This window comes from Xanthomonas sp. NCPPB 4037 (assembly GCF_041475695.2).
Lineage (GTDB): Bacteria > Pseudomonadota > Gammaproteobacteria > Xanthomonadales > Xanthomonadaceae > Xanthomonas > Xanthomonas campestris.
In genome coordinates this window covers 4,793,043-4,815,477 of sequence record NZ_CM191261.1, presented here as the reverse complement: position 1 = coordinate 4,815,477, position 22,435 = coordinate 4,793,043, and the positions used below count along the sequence as shown (strand labels likewise).

Annotated in this window: 18 protein-coding genes; 9 read left to right on the top strand and 9 right to left on the bottom strand. The window is 66.0% G+C overall.

From position 1 onward, the window contains the following. Positions 1 to 385 precede the first annotated feature (385 nt). A complete protein-coding gene (locus ACCQ01_RS21160) occupies positions 386 to 1,438 on the bottom strand; it encodes an MBL fold metallo-hydrolase (protein WP_228432773.1) in 1,053 nt (350 codons plus the stop codon). Positions 1,439 to 1,527: 89 nt separating this feature from the next. Between ACCQ01_RS21160 and ACCQ01_RS21155 the strand changes: the two genes are divergently transcribed. After that, positions 1,528 to 2,160: a TetR/AcrR family transcriptional regulator gene (locus ACCQ01_RS21155; RefSeq protein WP_012437039.1), complete on the top strand. Its 633-nt coding sequence runs from the start codon at positions 1,528 to 1,530 to the stop codon at positions 2,158 to 2,160. 222 nt (positions 2,161 to 2,382) lie between these two features. Here ACCQ01_RS21155 and ACCQ01_RS21150 read toward each other — a convergent pair whose 3' ends face one another. From ACCQ01_RS21150 to ACCQ01_RS21140, 3 genes are all read right to left on the bottom strand, one after another. Continuing rightward, positions 2,383 to 2,724 (bottom strand): VOC family protein, encoded by a 342-nt coding sequence (locus ACCQ01_RS21150; RefSeq protein WP_372358835.1) that lies wholly within the window; start codon positions 2,722 to 2,724, stop codon positions 2,383 to 2,385. A gap of 73 nt (positions 2,725 to 2,797) precedes the next feature. Beyond that, entirely contained in the window at positions 2,798 to 3,523 is a 726-nt protein-coding gene (locus ACCQ01_RS21145) for a helix-turn-helix domain-containing protein (RefSeq protein WP_228432771.1), read from the bottom strand. 46 nt (positions 3,524 to 3,569) lie between these two features. Continuing rightward, positions 3,570 to 4,526: a LysR family transcriptional regulator gene (locus ACCQ01_RS21140; RefSeq protein ID WP_228432770.1), complete on the bottom strand. Its 957-nt coding sequence runs from the start codon at positions 4,524 to 4,526 to the stop codon at positions 3,570 to 3,572. Positions 4,527 to 4,646: 120 nt separating this feature from the next. On the opposite strand from ACCQ01_RS21140, the gene aceB reads away from it, so the two are divergent. The 4 genes from aceB (at position 4,647) to ACCQ01_RS21120 (ending at position 11,648) form a co-directional block, all read left to right on the top strand. Further along, a complete protein-coding gene (gene aceB, locus ACCQ01_RS21135; protein ID WP_228432769.1) occupies positions 4,647 to 6,269 on the top strand; it encodes a malate synthase A in 1,623 nt (540 codons plus the stop codon). Positions 6,270 to 6,454: 185 nt separating this feature from the next. Further along, a complete protein-coding gene (aceA, locus tag ACCQ01_RS21130) occupies positions 6,455 to 7,750 on the top strand; it encodes an isocitrate lyase (protein WP_228432768.1) in 1,296 nt (431 codons plus the stop codon). A 190-nt stretch (positions 7,751 to 7,940) separates the two neighbouring features. Next, the gene (locus ACCQ01_RS21125; protein ID WP_114996766.1) at positions 7,941 to 8,984 is read left to right on the top strand and encodes a GGDEF domain-containing protein; all 1,044 of its coding nucleotides are present in this window, start codon (positions 7,941 to 7,943) and stop codon (positions 8,982 to 8,984) included. A 3-nt stretch (positions 8,985 to 8,987) separates the two neighbouring features. After that, positions 8,988 to 11,648, top strand: coding sequence for a putative peptide modification system cyclase (locus ACCQ01_RS21120; protein WP_103700497.1), 2,661 nt, complete (start codon positions 8,988 to 8,990; stop codon positions 11,646 to 11,648). Here ACCQ01_RS21120 and ACCQ01_RS21115 read toward each other — a convergent pair. After that, on the bottom strand, positions 11,588 to 11,926 hold the full coding sequence (locus ACCQ01_RS21115; RefSeq protein WP_161960243.1) for an NHLP-related RiPP peptide: 339 nt from the start codon (positions 11,924 to 11,926) through the stop codon (positions 11,588 to 11,590). The two genes, ACCQ01_RS21120 and ACCQ01_RS21115, sit on opposite strands and share 61 nt — an antisense overlap. Before the next feature lie 86 nt (positions 11,927 to 12,012). Between ACCQ01_RS21115 and ACCQ01_RS21110 the strand changes: the two genes are divergently transcribed. Continuing rightward, positions 12,013 to 13,209 carry a putative peptide maturation dehydrogenase gene (locus ACCQ01_RS21110; RefSeq protein ID WP_228432767.1) on the top strand — a complete coding sequence of 399 codons (1,197 nt, stop codon included), beginning with the start codon at positions 12,013 to 12,015 and terminating at the stop codon, positions 13,207 to 13,209. 204 nt (positions 13,210 to 13,413) lie between these two features. On the opposite strand, the gene ACCQ01_RS21105 is transcribed toward ACCQ01_RS21110, so the two are convergent. The 4 genes from ACCQ01_RS21105 to ACCQ01_RS21090 form a co-directional block, all read right to left on the bottom strand. Then, entirely contained in the window at positions 13,414 to 15,507 is a 2,094-nt protein-coding gene (locus ACCQ01_RS21105; protein ID WP_115576104.1) for a S9 family peptidase, read from the bottom strand. 102 nt (positions 15,508 to 15,609) lie between these two features. Then, the gene (locus ACCQ01_RS21100; protein ID WP_228432766.1) at positions 15,610 to 17,652 is read right to left on the bottom strand and encodes an acetyl/propionyl/methylcrotonyl-CoA carboxylase subunit alpha; all 2,043 of its coding nucleotides are present in this window, start codon (positions 17,650 to 17,652) and stop codon (positions 15,610 to 15,612) included. A gap of 239 nt (positions 17,653 to 17,891) precedes the next feature. After that, positions 17,892 to 19,502 (bottom strand): carboxyl transferase domain-containing protein, encoded by a 1,611-nt coding sequence (locus ACCQ01_RS21095; protein WP_228432765.1) that lies wholly within the window; start codon positions 19,500 to 19,502, stop codon positions 17,892 to 17,894. 10 nt (positions 19,503 to 19,512) lie between these two features. Continuing rightward, positions 19,513 to 20,676: an isovaleryl-CoA dehydrogenase gene (locus ACCQ01_RS21090; RefSeq protein WP_116902543.1), complete on the bottom strand. Its 1,164-nt coding sequence runs from the start codon at positions 20,674 to 20,676 to the stop codon at positions 19,513 to 19,515. A gap of 128 nt (positions 20,677 to 20,804) precedes the next feature. Here ACCQ01_RS21090 and ACCQ01_RS21085 point away from each other — a divergent pair, with 128 nt between their 5' ends. The 3 genes from ACCQ01_RS21085 (at position 20,805) to ACCQ01_RS21075 (ending at position 22,415) form a co-directional block, all read left to right on the top strand. Next, on the top strand, positions 20,805 to 21,422 hold the full coding sequence (locus tag ACCQ01_RS21085; RefSeq protein ID WP_225043221.1) for a TetR/AcrR family transcriptional regulator: 618 nt from the start codon (positions 20,805 to 20,807) through the stop codon (positions 21,420 to 21,422). An 85-nt stretch (positions 21,423 to 21,507) separates the two neighbouring features. Next, complete coding sequence (locus ACCQ01_RS21080; RefSeq protein WP_014509401.1) at positions 21,508 to 21,882, top strand: hypothetical protein; 375 nt, start codon at positions 21,508 to 21,510, stop codon at positions 21,880 to 21,882. Then, positions 21,879 to 22,415 (top strand): RES family NAD+ phosphorylase, encoded by a 537-nt coding sequence (locus ACCQ01_RS21075; RefSeq protein ID WP_011035504.1) that lies wholly within the window; start codon positions 21,879 to 21,881, stop codon positions 22,413 to 22,415. Before ACCQ01_RS21080 ends, ACCQ01_RS21075 begins: the two co-directional genes overlap by 4 nt. Positions 22,416 to 22,435: the final 20 nt, after the last annotated feature.

Below are 22,435 nucleotides of genomic sequence, written 5' to 3'. Positions count from 1 at the left end.
TGGCGGCATCGATCAATGGCCGGTGCCGAGGAATGCGATCGCCTCGCAGCCCTGAGCTGGGCGCATTGTCGAGGGGCGGCGTGGTCGCCATGGCTCGATAAAGAGCACCGAGTTCAAGCACGCGACGAAACCGTTGCCGATGAAAGATCAAACTGCGGATCGCATTGCTCAGGGATTGAACCACTCTACAGGGGACATCTTTGCCGGATAGCGGAACCGACGTCGCTGCACCCGAATCCCCCGGAGGTGTGGGCGCCAAGGTCGGGTGCGCTGCTTCCCATGGCAGGGTTGGTGAAGGCGTCACGCGGCGGCGGGTGACGCCCGCATCCGCGTGCGAGGTGCGCCATCAAAACGTGATGGCACGCATCGGCATGCCTCAGGCCAGTTACCGTGTCGCCACCAACCCATCCGACGCCTGTGATGCCGCATCCTGCCGCCACCAACGCACGCGATTAGCCGGCGCCTGCAGATCCACCCGCTCGCCCATGCAGGGCGTGACCACCGCAACGCCAGCGCTGTCGGCCAGTGCCACGATGCGGTCCAGCGGCTCCTGCCACGCATGCATGGCCAGATCGAAGGTGCCGTTGTGGATCGGCAACAAGGTGCGTGCGCCAAGATCCAGAAACGCCTGCAGGCTCTGCTCCGGATACATGTGCACGTGCGGCCATTGCGGGTCGTAGGCGCCGTTTTCGATCAGCGCCACATCGAACGGGCCGAGCTGCTCACCGATGGTCTTGAAGTGCGGCGCGTAGCCACCGTCGCCACTGAAGAACACCCGCAGCTCCTCGTGCTGGATCACCCACGAGCACCATAGCGAACGGCCGCTATCGAACAGCCCGCGCCCGGAGAAGTGCTGCGATGGCGTGGCGGTGAGCTGCACACCGTCCACGTTGAGCGAGTCCCACCAGTCCAACTGCCGCACCTTGGCCGGGTCCACGCCCCAGCGCACCAGTAAATCGCCCACGCCCAGCGGCGCGACGAACACGCCAACGCGGTCGGCCAGTGCGCGGATGGTGGCGCGGTCCAGGTGGTCGTAGTGGTTGTGCGACAGGATCACCCCGGCCAACGGCGGCAGGTCGGCCAGCGCAATCGGCGGGGCATGGAAGCGTTTGGGGCCGGCGAAGGAAAACGGCGAGGCGCGCTTGGCGAACACCGGGTCGGTCAGCCAGAAACCGCCGGCCAGCTTCAGCAACACGGTGGAGTGACCAAGCCGGTACAGGCTGCGGTCGGGCGCGGCGAGCAGCTGCGCGCGAGTCAGCGGCAACACCGGCGGCGGCGTGGACGGTACGGTGTCGCGCGGCTTGTCGAAGAAGAACGTCCACAGCAACCGCAGCTGCTCGCTCAGGCGCAGCGAGGTGGTCAGCGTGGGCTGGGCGTTGCGAAACCGGCCATTGCGGAACTGCGGCGAAGCGGCATAAGCGGAAGAACGGGTGGTCACGGGCGGAGTCCGTCGGCGGGGGAAGTGATTACACTGCACAGTGTAGTTTCCGTGGCGTTAAAGTAAACTGCCCGGTGTAAAATCAGCGGATGTCCATTCACTCGTCCATTCCCGCCGCGCCGCAGCGGCTGACCGACCGCAAGCGTCACGCGATCCTGGAAGCGGCGATCGCCGAGTTCCGCCAGCAGGGCTTCGAGGCGACCAGCATGGACCGCATCGCGGCCACCGCTGGCGTCTCCAAGCGCACGGTTTACAACCATTTCCCCAGCAAGGACACGCTGTTCGGCGAGATCCTGCGTGGGCTGTGGCAGCGCAGTGCCGAGGCGGTGAGCCTGGCGTATCAGCCCGGCCAGCCATTGCGGCCGCAGCTGCTGGAGTTGCTGCAGCAGAAGCTGCGGCTGCTGGAAGACCCGGCCTTCATCGATCTATCCCGCGTGGCGATTGCCGAGGGCATCCACTCGCCGGCGCGGGCACGCGAACTGCTCGCGCAGCTGGGCAGCAAGGAGGAAGGCACCACTACCTGGGTACGCGCCGCGCTGGCCGACGGCCGCCTGGTGGCAGTGGACCCGGCCTTTGCCGCGCAGCAATTGCAGGCCCTGGTGAAGGGCTTTGCGTTCTGGCCGCAGCTGGCCCTGGGCCAGCCGGCCCTGTCGCCGGAAGAACAGGCGCAGGTCGCGGCGTCGGCGGTGGACATGTTCCTGGGCGTGTACGCGCGTCAGTGAGTGCGCATTGCGCGTGCCGGGCGTTGGCTCTTGGATGGCGGGCACGCGTGCAAGCCGCTACAGATGACCTTGCGTGAGTCGGCACGTACGCATGCAAGCCGTGCTGCCTACCGTTGCGTTGGCGCCCCAACTCCTGGAGACGCCCAGCTGTGCCGCCCACGACCTGCGGCTCATGCGCTTCATGCGACGCCAGCTGCAGGCCGAGCGGCCCCGCAGTCGCCGCTAGTCCTTCGACCACACCGCCAGCGCATAACCATGCGGATCGGTGAAGTGGAAGCGCCGCCCGCCGGGAAAGGCGTACACCGGCCGGGTGATCTGCCCGCCGGCGGCTTCGATGCGCGCCTGGCTCTGTGCCAGGTCATCGGAGGCCAGCACCACCAGGGCGCCGCCGGGCTGCGGCGTGCCGTGGAAGAATCCGCCGCTGAGCCGGCCATCGCGGAACTCGCAGTAGTCGGGGCCATAGTCCTGGAAGGTCCACGCGAAGGCCTGGCCGTAAAAAGCCTTGGCGGCGGCGATCGAGGTGACGGCGAATTCGAGATAGTCGATACGGTGCTGGGTGTCCATCACGGGTCCTTGCGAAGGCGAGGGACCCAGCATGCCGGCCGCACGGCCCCGTGGCTTGGCGAAAACGGCCAACTCACCGCGCGTGTTGCTGCACCAGCTCGCGCGGCGCCAGCCCGGCCAGCTGGCGGGCATCGCGTACCAGGTGCGGCGCATCGCCGTAACCTGCGGCCAGCGCGGCGTCGGTCAGGGTGCGGTGCCGGCGTGCAATCGCCAAAAAGCGCTGCAGCCGCAGAATCCGCTCCAGGGTCTTGGCGCCATAACCGAAGGCGGTCTGGCAGCGCCGCCGCAGCCCACGCTCGCTGATGCCCAGCGTGGCGGTGAGCGCGGCCAGCTGCAGCGGCATGCCGGCCGCCAACTGTGCGAATAGCCAGACCATGGCGGGGTCGCTGCGGCCAGCGTGCTGCTGACACAGCGTCTGCAGCGTCTGCACGGGGTCGGCGCCGTCTTCGAGCCGGTGCTGCCAGGCCAGCCCGGCGGCGCCCCACAACGCGTCCAATGCCACGCGCTGGTCGGTGAGCGCGTGCAATGCAGTGCCCAGCACCGCCGTGGCCGCCCCGGGCGCCAGGCGCACACCGATGAGCACGCGCCCGGCCGGCACGCAGGCCAGGTTGGCCGCGCGATCCGGCCCGGCCACGAACAGCTGCGCACCATCCCAGATCAGGTCGACATGCCCGTCAGGCAGCACCCGCACCGGCGCCTCCGCCACCGCACCCTGGCGAAATCGCCAGCTGCACAGCAGTTGCCCGCGCAACGCGGCGGGTGCGGCGCATTCGGCATAGCGGCTTGCAAGATCGGTCATCGTGGCGGGCATGGCGCGTGGACGTAGGCCTAAGCGTAGCGCGCGCTCAGCGCTCGGAGTGGCCACTCTCGTCGTAGCCGCGCGGGGTGAACAGGTCCGGCTGGATCAGCTCGATAAAGGCGCGTGCCTGCGGCGAGAGGTATTTGCCCTTGCGCACCACCACGCCGTAGCTGCGGGTGGGGAAATAGTCCTTGAGCGAGCGGGCGGCGAGTTTGTCGCGGTCGGCGTCAGTCAGGCAGATGGCGGTGACGATCGAAATGCCCATCCCCATCGCCACGTATTGCTTGATCACCTCCCAGCCGCCGACTTCCAGCGCCACCGTGTAGGGCACGCGCGCCTGCTGAAAGACCAGATCGACCAGGCGATAGGTCACCTGCCGGCGCGGCGGCAGGATCAACGGATACGGCGACAGGTCCTGCAGCGAGACCGTGCGCTGTCTGGCCAGCGGGTGGTCGGGCGGGGTGATCAGCAACTGCTCGAAGCGGTAGACCGGCGCGTAGTGGAGGTCGGCCGGCACGTCCAGCATCGAGCCGATCGCCAGATCCACTGCGTCTTCGCGCAGCAGGTCAGTGCCGTCGGCGCTGATGGCGTTGTGCAGGGTGAGGCGCACGTCCGGATGGCGCGCGCGGAAGTTCTCCACGATGCGCGGCAGCAGGTACAGGATGGTGGAGCTGTTGGCGGCGATGTTGAGCTCGCCGGCGTCCAGCCCGCGCACCTTCTCACTGAAGGCGGCCTGCAGGCCGTCCAGGCTTTCCACCAGCGGCAGCGCCATGTCGTACAGCAGCTGGCCCTCGCGGCTGGGCGCCAACCGCCGGCCGGAGCGTTCGAACAGCGCCACCCCCAGGTCACGCTCCAGCGCCTGCAACTGCAGGGTCACCGCCGGCTGGCTCACATATAGCGCCTCAGCGGCGCGTGAGACAGAGCCCAGTCGCACCGTCTGGCAGAACGCGCGCAGTGGCTTGAGACGGTCGGATTTGTAGGAAAACCGCGGGGTTGGCGCCATGGCTTTAGGGATTTGAACATAACTATAAGTCAAGCTTATTTACAGCATTGATAAAACTGCTTTGTCAAATAAATTGCCGAGGCGCAGGTTGGAGCTCCGGATCACACCAGGATTCCCCCAATGTCTGCCACCGCCGCTTCCGCCCGTCCCGCCGCCGCTGACCGTGCCACCCCCGGCGTGTCGCTGACCACCCAGCTGGCGGGCCAGGCCGAGCTGCTCCCCGCGGCCGCGCTGGCCCTGCTGGTGTCGCTGCATCGGGCGATCGAGCCCGGCCGCCAGCAGCGGCTGGCGCAGCGTCGCAACCGCCAGGCCGCGTTCGACGCCGGCCAGTTGCCCGACTTCCGCACCGACACCCGTACCATCCGCGCCGGCGACTGGCGCGTGGCCGAACTGCCGGCCGCCCTGCAGGACCGCCGGGTCGAGATCACCGGCCCCACCGATCCGAAGATGGTCATCAACGCGCTGAACTCCGGCGCCAAGGTGTTCATGGCCGACTTCGAAGATTCCACCGCGCCTACCTGGCGCAACCTGCTGGCCGGGCAGCGCACGTTGGCGGCCGCGGTGCGCGGCGAGCTCACATTCGATGCGCCCAACGGCAAGCACTACGCGCTGCGTCCGGAACACGAACGTGCGGTACTGATCGTGCGCCCGCGTGGCTGGCACCTGGACGAGAAGCACGTGTTGATCGATGGCCAGCCGATGGCCGGCGGCCTGTTCGATGCGGCGCTGTTCGCCTTCCACAACGCACGCACGCTGATGGCCAAGGACCGCGGCCCGTACCTGTATCTGCCCAAGTTGCAGAGCATGGAAGAAGCCGCGCTGTGGGAGACCGCGCTGGCGCATATCGAAGCGATGCTCGGCCTGCCGCACGGGCAGATCAAGGTCACCGTACTGATCGAAACGCTGCCGGCGGTGTTCGAGATGGACGAGATCCTGCACGCCTTGCGCGCACGCATCGTCGGGCTCAATTGCGGCCGCTGGGACTATATCTTTTCGTACCTGAAAACCTTTCGCGCACATCCGGACCGCGTGCTGCCCGAGCGTGGCCAGGTCACCATGACCCAGCCGTTTCTCAAGGCGTATTCGGAACTGCTGATCAAGACCTGCCATCGTCGCGGCGCGCATGCAATGGGCGGCATGGCCGCGCAGATTCCAATCAACCACGACGAGGCCGCCAACGAACAGGCCATGGCGCGCGTGCGTGCCGACAAGCTGCGCGAGGTCAGTGCCGGCCATGACGGCACCTGGGTGGCGCACCCGGCACTGATTCCGGTGGCGATGGCGGTATTCGACGAGCACATGCCCACCGCGCATCAACACCATGTGCTGCGCAACGATGTGCAGATCACCTCCGACATGTTGGTTGCCACACCGCCCGGCGGCATCACCCGCGCCGGTTTCGAGGGCAATGTCGAGGTCTGCGTGCGTTACCTGGCCGCGTGGCTGGACGGCAATGGCTGCGTGCCCATCCATAACCTGATGGAAGATGCGGCCACTGCGGAAATCAGCCGCGCGCAACTGTGGCAATGGCTGCATCACGGCCGCCATCTCGATGACGGCACCGCCATCGATCAACACCTGCTCGACACCACTCTGCGGCAGTTGCCGGCGCGCCTGGGCACCACTGCTGGCATGCCGGGCGGCGCACGTATCGCCGAGGCCATCAGCTTGCTCGACCAACTGAGCCGCGCCCAGGAATTGGCCGACTTTCTCACGGTTCCAGCGTATCGCCTGATCGACTGACCGCCCCGCGCATGCGCCGGCTACGGCAGGCGCATGCACGCACACCGATGTACCCGAAAACACCCGCGTTGCAGCTGTGTGCTGCGCGCAACGGCAACGCCTTGCCTGCAATCACGCAGCATCGCACCACATCACACCGCCCAACACCGCTGCATTTGCCCCATCCCTGCCCGAGGAGACGCACGATGAGCACACCGCTGCAGACCGCCGAACAGATTCAGCATGACTGGGCCACCCACCCGCGCTGGGCCGGCATCACCCGCAATTACAGCGCCGCCGATGTGGTGCGCCTGCGCGGCACCGTGCACGTCGAGCATTCGCTGGCACGGCTGGGCGCGGACAAACTCTGGACATCGCTGCATGCCACGCCCTTCGTCAACGCCTTGGGCGCGCTCACCGGCAACCAGGCGATGCAGCAGGTCAAGGCCGGCTTGAAGGCGATCTATCTCTCCGGTTGGCAGGTGGCGGCCGACGCCAATCTGGCCGGGCAGATGTATCCAGACCAATCGCTGTACCCGGCCGATTCGGTGCCGGCGGTGGTCAAGCGCATCAACAACACCTTGCTGCGCGCCGATCAGTTGCACCATGCCGAAGGCGATGATGCGATCGACTTCCTGCAGCCGATCGTGGCCGACGCCGAAGCCGGTTTCGGTGGCGTGCTCAATGCCTTCGAACTGATGAAGGCGATGATCGAAGCTGGCGCGGCCGGCGTGCATTTCGAGGACCAGCTGGCCTCGGTGAAAAAATGCGGACACATGGGTGGCAAGGTGTTGGTGCCCACCCGCGAGGCGATCGAGAAATTGAATGCCGCGCGGCTGGCCACCGATGTGCTGGGCGTGCCCACTGTCTTGATCGCACGCACCGACGCCGAAGCCGCCGACCTGATCACCAGCGACGTGGACGACAACGACCGCGGTTTCACCACCGGCGAGCGCACTGTGGAAGGCTTCTTCAAGACCCGCAACGGCCTGGACCAGGCCATCAGCCGCGGCCTGGCCTATGCGCCGTACGCGGATATGATCTGGTGCGAAACCGGCAAGCCGGACCTGGAGTTTGCCCGCGCCTTTGCGCAAGCCATCCATGCCAAGTTCCCCGGCAAGCTGCTGGCCTACAACTGCTCGCCCAGCTTCAACTGGAAGAAGAACCTGGACGACGCCACCATCGCCAGGTTCCAGACCGAACTGGCCAGCTATGGCTACAAGTTCCAGTTCATCACCCTGGCCGGCTTCCACGCGCTGAATTACGGTATGTTCCACCTCGCCCACGGCTACGCGCGCAGCCAGATGAGTGCCTTTGTCGAGCTGCAGCAAGCCGAATTCGCGGCCGCAGAGCGTGGCTTCACTGCGGTCAAGCACCAGCGCGAAGTGGGCACCGGCTACTTCGATGCAGTGACGCAGGCGATCCAGCAGGGGCAGTCCTCGACCACCGCGTTGCGTGGCTCCACCGAAGAAGCACAGTTTCACGGCGAGAAGGCGGCTTAGCCTGCAGCGGGCCGCCAGCGTGCCGACCCCGGGAGGGGGAAGGGTCCGGGAAACCGGACCCTTTTTTTGCGACAAAAACCCGTCATTTCGTCTCTTTGTCTGTGAGAACAAGTGTGATCTGGTGCTGAACAAAACCCTCATGTACGATTCGACGACGGGCCGGCGCTGCAGGTCGGCCTAAGGGATCTGGATGACCTGCCATACCTCCAACGGCGCCGTCGAACCGACTGGAAGCGTTGCCAAAACGCTGTCCGACGGGCTGCATGCCTTGATGACCGCTGAAGAACTCGCGTTTTTCGCGCGTTTCGGCCGTATGCGCGAGATCGCTGCAGGCCAGGCCTTGTTCGAACGCGGCGCGGTGGGCACGCAGATGTTCATCGTGGTCACCGGCCAGATCGACCTGGATTTCGGCGAAGACCTGATGCTCAAGCATCTGGGCCCGGGCGAGTTCTTTGGCGAGCTCGGCCTGCTGATCGGCGACCACGCCCGCAGTGCCGGCGCCAGCGCCGCGGTCGACAGCCGCCTGATCGAACTGGCACACGACGATTTCCAGCGCCTGGTCGATCACGACCCGTCGATGGTGGCGCATTTCCTGCGCCGCTCCATCGTGCGCGTGGTCAATAACGAGCAATTGCTGATCCGCCAGCTGCGCCGCCGCAACCACGACCTGGAAGCGGCGCTGGACAATCTCTACGTCACCTCGCATCAGCTCAACCACACCGAAGAACTCAGCCGCACCGACGAGCTCACCGGCCTGCACAACCGCCGCGGCCTCGCCCTGCATCTGCAGGAATGTCGCCGCGGTGGCGGCGCGCCGGGCGTGGGCCTGATCCTGATCGACTGCGACCGCTTCAAGCACATCAACGACGAGTACGGCCACCTGGCCGGCGACCGCGTGCTGCAGAACGTTGCCCACGCGCTGCGCTCGGTGATCGCCGAAGGCGACCTGGTCTGCCGCCTCGGCGGTGACGAATTCTGCGTGCTGGTGGCGCAGGGCTCGATCGAGCTGGTGCAGCACATGGGCGAATGCATCGTCAACGCAGTGCAGGCGCGCCAGGCCAGCAGCCCGGATGGCTGCCACAGTTGCTCGGTGAGCGTGGGCGTCTGCAGCATCGACGCCAGCACCTCCTACAACGACTGGTATACGCGCGCGGACACTGCGCTGTACCAGGCCAAGCGCCAGGGCGGCAACAGCCTGTGCGTCTATGAAGCCTTGCCGTTGGACAACAGCTAAGCGATGACCACCCGCAGCCACGCACGCAAGGAGGCGTCCTCGGAAGCGATCCAGGCACCGCGTCTACGCACCCTGTTGTTGACCGACCTGTGCGATTCCACCGCGCTGGTCGAACGCATCGGCGACAACGCCGCCGCCGCACTGTTCCGCGAGCACGACCATCTGGTAGTCAAGCTGCAGCAGCACTGGCGCGGACGCTTGATCGACCGCTCCGACGGCTTGCTGCTGTTGTTCGATCGCCCGATCGACGGCCTGGGCTTTGCGCTGGACTACGCACGCGGCCTCAAGCTACTGGGCGAGACGCGCGACCTGGTCGTGCGTGCGCGCCAAGGCCTGCATGTGGGCGAAGTGCTCACCTGGCGCAACAGCGACGAAGCGGTGAGCATCGGCGCCAAACCGCTGGAAGTGGAAGGCCTGGCCAAGCCCACCGCGGCCCGCCTGATGTCGATGGCCCGGCCCGGGCAGATCCTGCTCTCGGCGGTGGCCGAATCACTCACCCACCGCGCCGCGCGCGAACTCGGCACGCCCAGCGAGCGCCTGCTGTGGAAATCCCACGGCCGCTGGCGCTTCAAGGGCATGCCCACGCCGATGGAGATCTACGAAGTCGGCGAAGTCGGCCTCACGCCGCTGCGCGCGCCAAAGAGTTCTGCCAAGGCGTGGCGGGATATTCCGTTGTGGCGGCGGCCGGCGGCGTTGCTTGCCGAGGCGCTATTGGTGACCACGGTGTGTGTTGCGATCTGGTTCTTCACCCGCGCCGAGCCCGCAATCGCGTTCGCCGAGCGTGACTGGGTGGTGGTGGGGGATCTGCGCAACCTGACTGGCAACACGGTGCTCGACAACTCATTGGAGCAGGCACTGCGGATCAGTCTGGAGCAGTCGCGCTACGTCAATGTGCTGAGCGACATGAAAATGCGTGACACGGTGACGCGCATGAAGCGCGACCCAGACCGTGTAGTTGTCGATCGCGCCATCGCCTCGGAGATTGCGATACGTGATGGCGCCAGCGCCGTCATCCTGCCCACCGTTGCCGAGATCGGCGGCAAGCTGCGCCTGAGCGTGGAGCTGGTGGACCCGCGCACGCAGACCACGGTGTACTCGGAATTCGTGCAGGGAAATGGGCTGCCGTCTGCGCTCTCTTCGGTTGATCAGCTCACGCGGAAATTGCGCCAGGGCCTGGGCGAAGTCGTGGCCTCGATCGACAAGACCTCCGTCCCGCTACCGGCGGTTACCACGGCAAGTCTTGATGCGCTGCGCGCCTATGCCCTTGGCGTGGATGCCACGGTCAAAGGTCAATGGCGCGAAGGTCTGGAGCTGTTCAATCGCGCGGTCGCCATCGATCCGGAATTTGCATTGGCGTATCTCGGCGCCGCCCGGATCAAGGTGGCGGTATCAGACCGCACGGGAGCGCTTCCCTACCTCGACAAGGCCATTCGCTTTCGACAGCGCCTGCCGCAACGTGATCAGCTGTATCTGGACGCCTGGGCGGCAGAGTTACGTGCGCCGGACAAGGCGCTGTCGTTGTGGAGAACCCTGGCGTCACTGTATCCGGACAACTTCGCCGGGACTGCGAATGCATCGTGGCATCTCTTCGAGGCCAACCGTTTTGCCGAAGCGCTGCCGTACGCGCAGGCTGCCGATGTACCGCAGGATCCGTTGCGTTCGATTGCCGCCGACCGCGTAGGCCGAATTCTGCTGGCCCAGGGCAAGCCGGAGGCGGCGCTGCAGCGCTTTGCCACCTCCGGTGATGCCGATCGCGCTGGTCCGCTGCGGCGGCAAGCGAACGCGTTGGCTGTGCTGGAACGCTACCCAGACGCGCAGCGCGTGCTCGACCAGATCGTGGGCAATGGCTATAGCAATGATGATGTGGTCCCGTTGATCGACCGCACCAGCGTGGCGATCGATCAGGCGGATTGGGACGCGGCACGTAAGGCGATCACGCGCGGCTTGCAGCACAGTCAACAACACGATGACTTCAACCATCGCCAGTTCTCGGTCATCGCAGCGACCACCGAGGCGTTGACCACACCTTCCAGCGCAACAGCAACGCTGTTGAGGCCAACACTCGATCGCCTGGCCACTGCGGTCGTCAACGAGGATTGGGCAGCGGCCAACCTGCAGGACAGTGCAGCTATGGTGCTGATCGTTGCCAGTCAGGCGCAGCGCCATGGCGACGATGGCCTGACTGCGCGTGCGCTTGCAACGATCGAGCCGGCACTTGCACACGAGACACCGATGCTTGCCGAGCTGCGTGCCATCGTCGAAGCGCAGCACCTCGCGCTTGCCGGCGACACCAACGGGGCAATCGCACAGTTGCGGCCGCGCGAGGACGATCTGTTTCAGTCCCGCGTTGCGCTCTACAAGCTTTTGAGCGATGCGGGGCGGCATGCCGAGGCGTTGGAGCAGGCGCGTTGGCTCACGCAACACCGCGGGCGCGCTTACATCGAAGCTAATGCATCGCAGACATTGCAGCCGCTCAACGTTGCGGATGCGCGTCTTGCCCAGTTGTGGGTTGCCGAGTCGTTGTACGCGCTTGGCCGCAACCAGGCCGCGCGCGAACAGGCTCAGGCGTTTGTTCGCGCCTGGCCCGTCACGCGTTTGCCTGCTTACCTGCGCAGCAGGGTGGAGCGGATACTTTCGGATTCGAAGGCAAAGATGACCGTGTGATTGGTCTTTTCGGTCAGGTAGCTTTGCAGTTCCGCACGCGCCTGGGCGATGTCTTCCTTCGATGCAAGCTGTTGAGTGGTCATGCAGAAATAGGGCTCGCCTGCGACCGGTGCGCTGTCGTTCGCGCTCGCGCCGCGCGCTCCGATCTGAGCCAGTGCTTGCGCCGGATTGCATTGAAAGCAGTCACGGAAGGTGTCGTCATTGGCAAGCAGTTCAAGCAGCTTGTCAGCGGTGGCTGCGTCTAACGGGGCGTGGACGTTGTTGGCTGGGTCGGTCATCGGTCTGTTCTGAAGGGTGAGGGTGGGTGCAACGCCAGTGAGCTGACACAATATCGACCGTGCTCATGCGTCCTTGAGAGAGTCCCATGCAACTACGTCGCTGTGCCACGCTATTTTTTGAACTTCGCGACGCTGCGGTGTTTGATCTCTCGCAGCTACTCGCAGGAGGCGATGGTCTGCGTCGGCGCGTCCGTTGCTTTGCGTTGGCACCGCATCTGGATGCAGAGGTCGAAATCGCCGCGGCCGATCGCGAGTGGCTGAGTACATTGAGCAGCGTGCGCTGGTGTGCTGTGGATCAGCTGCCATCCTTGCCCGAGTCGCTTGATCAGTTGATCAAGCAAGGCCTGGTGATCAGTGATCGGCCAGAGCACGCACAGCACCGCAGCAACGACGAACAGGTCCAGCAGCAGCGCTGGTGGCCTCTGGCCGCGCTGTGGCATCGGTTTGCACGCTGGCGAGGCGAAGACAGCGTGGCAACGATGGAAGCACAGGGCATGACAACGGCCGAAGGCATGGTGGAGCGTCTCGGCGCACCTCCGCCAGAGGTGGTGGACCGTGGCGACGCTGGCCAGCGAATCCCGTTGCCGCGTGCCACGCCAGGGCCTTTTGATGCGCTGTTGGCCCGCCGCGTGACCTGCCGCAATTTCGACCCGCAACGTTTGCTCTCTGCCGAATTGTTGGGGCAGATGTTGGAGCGCAGCGTCATGGCGCGTGCGCGCGTCGAGGTGGGGCATGACACGGCGTTTCTAAAGAAGCCGGTTCCCTCCGGGGGGAGTCTGCATCCCACGGAAACCTATCTGCTGGTGCAGCGTGTGCAGGGAGTGGACAGTGGGCTGTACCACTATCGCCCTCTGGAACACGCGCTTCAACGGTTGCCATCGCCTGCGCAGCCGCTTGCTGCTATTGCGCGCAATGCCCTGTCCGGGCAGCACTGGTTCGCCGATGCGCCGGTGCTGATGATCCTGGCGCCACGCTTCTTGCGTAGCTTCTGGAAGTATCGCAATCACGCCAAGGCCTATCGCGCGATGATCCTGGACGTAGGGCATATCGCACAGACCGTCTATCTCAGTGCGACCGATCTGGGTTTGGGCGCGTTCGTCACCTCTGCCATCAATGAGGTCGACATCGAGCAACTGTTCGGGCTCGACGGGCTGCAGGATGGGCCATTGGCCATCTGCGGATTTGGCTGGCGTACCGAGCAGATGCGCAACACGGAGCTGGACCCTGGCGGTGCGATCTGGTCGCAAGCAGGTAATTCAGCGCAGGCTGGTAACCACGTGTAAGGCCAAGTTCAAGCTGTTTGCGCCAACGATCCGAGAGGCGAGAGCGAGGCGCGCCACACGCAGCACGTGCGCCAGACATCGGTCCCAGAATAGATAAAACGCTGGCTGGCCCCAACGATACGGCCTGAATTTTCGCGCTGCAAAAATAACCACGTAGAGCGGTTCGTCGCCAGCGTCCGCTGGCGACGAACCGCATCGGCAGACCTACTTCCGAATCGCCTGCGTATGTGTCTTCAACGCATCGGCCAGGCCAGTGATGCGGTCTGCGCCCTCGGGCACGGTGATGCTGGAGCCTTCGAAGTCCGCACCGATGGGTTGTGCGCGGCCGCCCAGGCATTGGCTCAGGAACCCTTCGGTCACTGCGTTGAACGCCTTGCTGTTTTCCGGGCGCTGGAAGCCGTGGCCCTCATCGGGGAACAGCACGTAGGTCACCGGGATGTTCTTGGCCTTCATCGCGTTGACGATCTGGTCGCTTTCGGCCTGTTTGACGCGCGGGTCGTTGGCGCCCTGGCCAATCAGCAGCGGTTTGCTGATCTTGTCGACGTGGCTGAGCGGCGAGCGTTCGGTGAGCCACTGCTTGCCGGCGGCGGTGGCCGGGTCGCCCATGCGCTTGGTCAGTTGCTTGTAGAAGCTGGCCCAATAGGGCGGCACGGTGCCGAGCAAGGTGTTGAGGTTGGCCGGGCCCACGATGTCCACGCCGCACTTGAACGCGTCCGGAGTGAAGGTCATGCCCACCAGCGTCGCGTACCCGCCGTAGCTACCGCCCATGATGGCGACGTCCTGCGGCGTGGTGACGCCCTGCTTGACCGCCCACTGCACGGCGTCGAGCAGGTCGTCGTGCATCTTGCCGGCCCACTCGCCGTTGCCGGCATTGGTGAACGCCTTGCCGAAGCCGGTGGAGCCGCGGAAGTTCACCGACAGCACCGCGTAGCCGCGGTTGGCCAGCCATTGCTCGTACGCGCCATAGCCATAACTGTCGCGCGCCCACGGGCCGCCGTGCACGAACAGCACCAACGGCACTGCTTTATCGGCCTTGCCATCATGGTTGCTGTCGGCCTCGGCCGGTAGCGACAGGTAGCTGACCAGTTTCAGGCCGTCGCGCGCGGCAATCTCCTGCGGCCACATCGGCACCAGCGGTTTGCCCTCCAGCGCCGGGCGTGCGGAGAACAGCTTGGTGAGCTTGCCGCCATTGGCACGGTCGTAGCGGTAGTAGGTCAGCGGGGTTTCGGCGGCCGAATAGGCGACGATCCAGGTGCGGTCATCGAGCGTGCGTGCGGCAATGCCGGCATCGCCTGGGCCGAGTGATTTGAGCTTCTGCAGGTCGGCGGCGATGCTGGTGTCCAGCGTCTTCCACTCTTCGCGCAGATAGTCGGTGGACACGGCCTGCACCACACCGGTCTTGGGGTCGTTCAAGGTGCTGCCGGCATCGGCGCGCGCGTCTTCGAACAGCAGCGTGCGAGCATTGCTGGCAGTGTCGATCGCGTACAGCGCGGCGGTATCGCGGTTACGCGAGTCCAGCATGTAGAGCGTCTTGCCGTCATCGGTGAGGCCGGCCGGCGCGGTGTTGGTGACATCCTCGAACGGGATGCGGTCCACGCTCTTCCAACCCTTGCCCTCGGGCACCAGCAACTCGCGGCCGGCGTCATCGGTGGCGCGGGTGGCGTAGCGCAGCTGGTAATTGCCATCGAGCAGGTAGCTGTCCAGGCTGTCGGTGTTTTTCTGCACCAGGGTGCGAGTGCCCGAGGCCAGGTCGACCTTGTACAGGTCGTGCCATTTGGCATCACGATCGTTCATGCCAACCATGATCGCGTCCGGATGCTGGTCGCTGATGCCGTAGACCTCGGCATTGGTCTTCTTGAACGGGGTGAGGTCCTTGCTGCTGCCATCGCTGAGGTTGACCGCGTAGAGGTGGAAGTCCTCATCGCCGCCGGTGTCGCGCAGATAGAGCAAGGTGTCGCTGTGATAGGTCCAGTAATAACTGCGGATGCCGCGTGCGGTGTCCTTGGTGATGGCGCGCGCCTTGTCCGGCGCATCGACCGGCGCCACCCAGACGTTGAGCACGCCATCCAGTGGCGCGACCCAGCTGAGATATTTGCCATCGGGGCTGATGCGCACGCTGGCGCGCTCGGGATTGCCGAACAGGGCGTCGCGGGGGATCAATTCGGGCGGTGTGGCGGGCACGGTCGCTGCCGGCGCCGCAGCGGGGGCGGCGGCGTCAGCGGTGTTGGCGGGCGCGGATTTGTCGCTGCAGGCGCTGAGCGCCAGGAGCAGGCTGGATGCGAGAAGCAGGCGTTGCATGAAGGCCTCCGGAGGGAACCTCGGCCAATCCAGCCGAAGCAGCCACGCTAGAGGCAGCGGCCGCCCCGGGGAACGTGCCGTTGGTCACGCTGGCGGATGCAACTACGCAGACGCGGACACGAATTCCACTAACGCGACACCGTCTGCGACCAGATCGCCTTCGGCCACCAGATAGGCCTGCACGGTGCCGTCGGCAGGTGCATGCAGGGTGTGCTCCATCTTCATGGCTTCCAGCACCACCAGGGCCTGGCCACGGCGAACCGGCTCGCCGAGCGGCGCAACCAAAGCGACCACGCGGCCTGGCATGGGTGCGGTCAGGCCACCTTCGGCCTGCGCCGGTTGCTCGGCTTCGACCAGGGCATCGTGATGTTGGAAATGCGCGCGCTGCGCGCCACTGAGCACGGTGATGGCAGCGCCATCGCGCAGTATCTGCGCGCGCCATTGGCGGCCATCCATGTCCACACGCAGGTGCTCGCCGTGTGCGTGATAGCGCAGCGTGTGGGTTTGATCGGCACTGTCCACCTGCCAGCCATCGGCGGTGGGCCGCACCGCCAGTGTGCGGCGCTCGCCTGCGGCCTCCAGCACCAGCGTACGCGCGGCATGTGCGCCGATGCGCCAGCCATCGACGAGTTGCCACGGCGAGAACGGGTCGGCCGGGTCGGCGGCGGCGTGCGGTGCGGCTTCGGCCACCAGCACCGCGGCCAGGCACCACCATGCCATGGACGGCGGCTGCGGCGCGGGAAACAGCGCCGCCTGCTCGCGTTCGATCAGGGCAGTGTCCAGGTCGGCAGTCGCAAACGCCTGCGTGCTGACCAGCCGCGCCAGGAACGCGCTGTTGGTGGTCACCCCGATCGCATGGCAGTGCGCCAATGCGTCGCGCATGCGCGCCAGCGCGGCCGGGCGGTCGTGATCCCAGACGATCAGCTTGGCGATCATCGGGTCGTAATACGGGCTGATGGTGTCGCCCTGTTCCACACCGGCATCGATGCGCACATGCGCGCTCGCGGCCGGCAGGCGCAGTTGCCGCAAGGTGCCGGTGGAAGGCAGGAAGCCGCGGTCGGCATCTTCTGCGTACAGGCGCGCTTCCAGGGCATGGCCGTGGATGCGCAATTCGTCCTGGCGCTTGGGCAGCGGCAGGCCGGCGGCCACGCGCAGCTGCCAGTCCACCAAATCGGTGCCGGTGATCAGCTCGGTGACCGGGTGCTCCACCTGCAGCCGGGTGTTCATTTCCATGAAATAAAAATCGCCGTCCGGCCCGGCGATGAATTCCACCGTGCCGGCGCCCACGTAGCCCACCGCACGTGCGGCATCCACTGCCGCCTTGCCCATCGCCGCGCGGCGCTGTTCGGTCATGCCGGGTGCGGGGGCTTCTTCCAGCACCTTTTGGTGGCGGCGTTGCACCGAGCAGTCGCGTTCGAACAGATGCACCACCGCGCCATGGGTATCGGCGAACACCTGGATCTCGATGTGCCGTGGGCGCTCGACGTATTTTTCCACCAGCACATGCGCATTGCCGAACGCCGATTGCGCTTCGCGCTGACAGCTGGCCAACGCGTCTTCGAATGCTGCGCTGGCATCCACGCGGCGCATGCCCTTGCCGCCGCCGCCGGCGCTGGCCTTGATCAGCACCGGGTAGCCGATCGCATCGGCCTGTGCGCGCAGAAACGCAGGTGCCTGCTCGTCACCGTGGTAGCCCGGCGTCAGCGGCACGCCGGCGCGCTGCATCAGCGCCTTGGCAGCACTCTTGTCGCCCATCGCGCGGATTGCCTGCGCGGGCGGGCCGATGAACACCACCCCTGCCTGCGCGCAGGCGTCGGCAAACCCGGCGTTTTCCGATAAAAACCCGTAGCCGGGATGGATCGCCCGCGCACCGCTGGCGCGTGCCGCGGCAAGGATGGCGTCGCCGCGCAGGTAGCTTTGCTGCGCCGGTGACGCACCGATATGGATCGCTTCGTCGGCCAGGCGCACGTGGCGCGCGTCGCGGTCGGCATCCGAATACACCGCCACGGTAGCGATGCCCAGCCGGCGGCAGGTGGCGATGACGCGGCAGGCGATTTCACCGCGATTGGCGATCAGCACCTTGTCGAAATACGGCTGGCCGGCGCCAGTGATGGAGGCGTGCTGGGGCGTGTCGTGCTGGGTCATGGCAAAGCTCTCTGCACGCCGCCGTGGTGGCGGGTGGAAGGTCGAAGAAGAAACAACCGCTGCGGCAGGTCACTGCCCATCACGGCGCGCTCCAAAGCTGCATCGTTGCATTGCATTACGCCGACACGACGCTGTGGTGCGCACGCACGTGGCGCGCTGCGGCCCCGCAGCCGAAAACACTCCTGCGTGTATCCACGCGCATCGTGTCGTTTCGGCGAGGCCGGCGCGCAGCATCTGCATCACATCCGGAACACGCCGAAGCGCGTGGCGTCGATCGGCGCATTCAAGGCGGCCGACAACCCCAGGCCCAGCACGCGGCGGGTATCGGCCGGGTCGATGATGCCGTCATCCCACAGGCGCGCGCTGGCGTAATACGGATGGCCTTGCTGTTCGAACTGCGCACGGATCGGCGACTTGAAGGCCTCTTCGTCGTCGCCCGACCATGCACCGCCCTTGGCTTCCATGCCATCGCGCCGCACGGTTGCCAACACGCTGGCAGCCTGTTCGCCACCCATTACGCCGATCCGCGCATTCGGCCACATCCATAAAAAATTGGGCGAATACGCGCGGCCGCACATGCCGTAATTGCCGGCGCCGAACGAGCCGCCAATCACCACGGTGAACTTGGGCACCTTGGCGCAGGCCACGGCCATCACGAGCTTGGCGCCATCCTTGGCGATGCCGCCATGCTCGTATTTGCGGCCCACCATGAAGCCGGTGATGTTCTGCAGGAACACCAGCGGAATGCCGCGCTGCGTGCACAGCTCGATGAAATGCGCGCCCTTGAGCGCGGACTCGGAAAACAGGATGCCGTTGTTGGCGATGATGCCAACCGGGTATCCATGCAGGTGTGCAAATCCGGTCACCAGGGTGCTGCCGTAGCGCGGCTTGAATTCGTCCAGGTGCGAGTCATCCACGATGCGCGCGATCACTTCGCGCACGTCGTAGGGCTTGCGCGTATCGGCGGGAATCACGCCATACAGCTCGTCGGCGGCATGCCGCGGCGGCAGCGGTGCCTGCACCGCCATGGAGGGTGCAGGCTTGCGCCAGTTGAGTTGCGCAATGATCGCGCGCACCCGCGCCAGGGCCTGCAGATCGTTGTCGGCGAAATGATCGGCCACCCCGGAAATGCGTGTGTGCACATCCGCACCGCCCAATTCTTCAGCGCTGACTTCTTCACCGGTGGCGGCTTTGACCAGGGGCGGGCCGCCGAGGAAGATGGTGCCCTGCTCGCGCACGATCACCGTTTCATCGCTCATCGCCGGCACGTACGCGCCGCCCGCGGTGCACGAGCCCATCACGCAGGCGATCTGCGGGATGCCTTGCGCAGATAGATTGGCCTGGTTGTAGAAGATGCGGCCGAAGTGATCGCGGTCCGGGAAGACCTCGTCCTGCAGCGGCAGGAACGCACCGCCGGAGTCGACCAGATAGATGCACGGCAGCCGGTTCTGCTGCGCGATCTCTTGCGCGCGCAGATGCTTCTTCACCGTCATCGGGTAATAGGTGCCGCCCTTGACGGTGGCATCGTTGGCCACGATCACACATTCCACTCCGGACACGCGGCCGATGCCGGCCACCACGCCGGCGCAGGGCACCTGATCGTCGTACATGCCATGCGCAGCCAGCGGCGCAATTTCCAGCAGGGCACTGCCCGGATCCAGCAATGCATCGATGCGCGCACGCACCAGCAATTTGCCGCGCGCGGTGTGCTTGGCACGGGCCGCCTCGCTGCCACCCAGCGCGGTGCGCGCCAGCGTGGCACGCAAGTCCTCGACCACCGCGCGCATCGCTGCCGCGTTGTGCTGGAAGCTCTCGCCGCCCACCTGCAGCTGGCTGTTGATCACGCTCATGATGGCTCCGTCAGGCAGTGCGTTCGAACAACTCGCGGCCGATCAGCATGCGCCGGATTTCCGAAGTGCCGGCGCCAATCTCGTAAAGCTTGGCATCGCGCCACAACCGCCCGGTGGGGTACTCGTTGATGTAGCCGTTGCCGCCCAGCACCTGGATCGCCTGGCCGGTGAGCCAGGTGGCCTTTTCGGCGGCATACAGGATCGCGCCAGCCGCATCCTGGCGCGTGGTGCGGCCGGCATCGCAGGCGCGCGCCACGGCATAGACGTACGCACGGCACGCGTTGAGCCCCACGTACATGTCGGCCAGCTTGGCCTGCATCAGCTGGAAGGTGCCGATCGGCTCGCCGAACTGCTTGCGCTCGTGCACGTACGGCAGCACCACGTCCATGGCCGCGGCCATCAAGCCGAGTGGTCCACCCGCCAGCACCACGCGTTCGAAATCCAGTCCGGACATCAACACGCGCACGCCGCCGTTGAGCGTGCCCAGCACGTTTTCGGCCGGCACTTCGCAATCGGTGAACACCAGTTCGCAGGTGTTGGAGCCGCGCATGCCGAGCTTGTCGAGCTTCTGCGCGGTGGAAAACCCGGGCATGCCCTTTTCGACAATGAAGGCAGTGATGCCGCGCGCACCGGCGCTGGGGTCGGTCTTGGCGTACACCACCAACACATCGGCATCGGGGCCATTGGTGATCCACATCTTGCTGCCGTTGAGCACAAAGCGGTCGCCGCGTGCCTCGGCGCGCAGCTTCATCGACACCACGTCCGAGCCCGAGCCCGCCTCGCTCATCGCCAGTGCGCCGACGTGCTCACCGGTGCACAGCTTGGGCAGGTACCGCTGTTTCTGTTCGTGGGTGGCGTTCTTGCGCAGCTGGTTGAGGCACAGGTTGGAGTGCGCGCCGTAGGACAGCCCGATCGCGCCGCCGGCGCGCGAAATTTCTTCCATCGCCACCACGTGCGCCAGGTAGCCCATGCCGCTGCCGCCGTATGCTTCTTCCACGGTCAGGCCCAGCAGGCCCTGCTCACCCAACAGCCGCCACAGCTGCGCGGGGAAGACGTTGTCGTGATCGGCCGCCGCGGCAAGCGGGGCGATATGGTGGCTGGCAAAGGCGGCCACGCTTTCGCGCAGCAGATCGATGTCTTCGCCAAGCTCGAAATTCAAGGACGGCACATGCATGAAACGACTCCGCTAAGGATCGGGACGTGCCGGTGGGAGCGGGCAGGGCCGCGCGGCGTGGTGACCAGCGTAACGGTCCTGATCGAAGAAGTGAACTAAAATTCAACTATTGAACTTGAACTCATCTCATGGCTTATCGACGCTCCGCCCTGATGGAAGAACGCCTGGCCGGCAACCGCGAACGCATCCTGCAAGCGGCCCGTGCCCTGATTGCCGAGGGCGGTTACCGCAATGCGCCGGTCACCGCCGTGGCCGCAGCTGCCGGGGTCTCCACCGGGCAGATTTACCGGCATTTCCCCTCCAAAGCCGACTTGTTCGTGGAAGTTTTGAATGCCGCCGTCCAGCATGAAATGGGCATCCTGCGCGCCATCAGCGCCGAGCCGGTGAGTGCGGCCGAGCGCCTGCGCAAGGCGATCGCCGCCTTCGTGCGGCGCGCGCTGGCCGGCCCGGCGCTGGCCTATGCCTTCATCGCCGAGCCGGTGGAGGGCGAAGTGGATGCCGAGCGCATCCGCGGTCGGCGCCTGTTTGGCGAGGTCTTTCGCCAGTTGCTGGCCGAAGGCGTGGCGGCCGGCGAGTTTCCCGAGCAATCGCTGGACGCCGCCGCTGCCTGCATCGTCGGCGCCTTCACCGAGGCGCTGGTCGGCCCGGTGGCGCCCAGCCGGCACGACCCGCAGCAGGGCGAGCAACTGGTGGAAGCCATCTGCGGTTTCTGCCTGCGGGCCGTGGGAGCGCGCGGGCCGGGCTGACAGCGCACTAACTGTGCCGCGGCTGTGCTTCACCAGTGCGGTTTGCTGTGCATATACTGTGCACTCACTTTGCCGGAGCCGCGCGATGGTCGCTGTCCTCAACCCCCTGGCCCTGACCGAGCGCCTACGCGTGCCGGACCGGACCATCCTCTCGCCATCGGCGATGGCCGGCCTGCTGGATCTCTCCCAACAGGAACTGGCCGAACTCGCTGGCGTGCACCGCAACAGCCTGCGGGTGCACCCGGAAAGCCCGCGCGTGCAGGACTTGCTACGCAATCTTTCGCGCCTGCTGGTGGCAATGGCGCAGATCCAGCCCGATGAGCGCCAACTGGTGTTCCACTTGAAAAACACCCCGATCCCGGCGTTCGAATTCGCCACCTTGCTGGAGGTGGTCAAGCAGGGCCGCACCGACGATGCGCTGACCTATCTGCGCACCGTGGCCGCCGGAGCGGCTGGTTGAAGCTGAGCGCCCCGGCGCAGTGCACCTTGTATCGCGCGTTCACCCCGCGCTGGGCGGCTGAGCCGCTGAGTGGCGCCGGCGCGGCGCGCTCGGGTGGACGCTTCAACCGCTTTGGCCAGCCGGCGCTGTATCTGTCGCTGCACCTGGACACCGCCGCTGCCGAGTACGCCCAGGCCGCGCCGTTCCTGCCGCCCTTCACCCTGGTGAGCTACCGCGCCGACCTGCCGGCATTAGCCGATGTGCGGCTGCTCGACGCGAGCTGGGATGCGCTGTGGGCCGACTGGACCGATGACTGGCGCAAGGCGCTGGTCAATAAGGTCGAACCGGTCAGCTGGGTGCTTGGCGACCTGCTGCGCGAGGCGGCGATTCCCGGGGTGATCTTTCCCAGCATGGCGCAGCCTGGTGGCGTCAACGTGGCGCTGTTCCTGGACATGCTGCAGCCCGAGCAGGTGTTGCACGTGCTCGACGATGGCCGGCTGCCGCGTGATGGGCGCAGCTGGGCAGATCCCGCGGCGGAACGTCCCCCGGAATAAGCCGGCGCTCCGCCCACCTG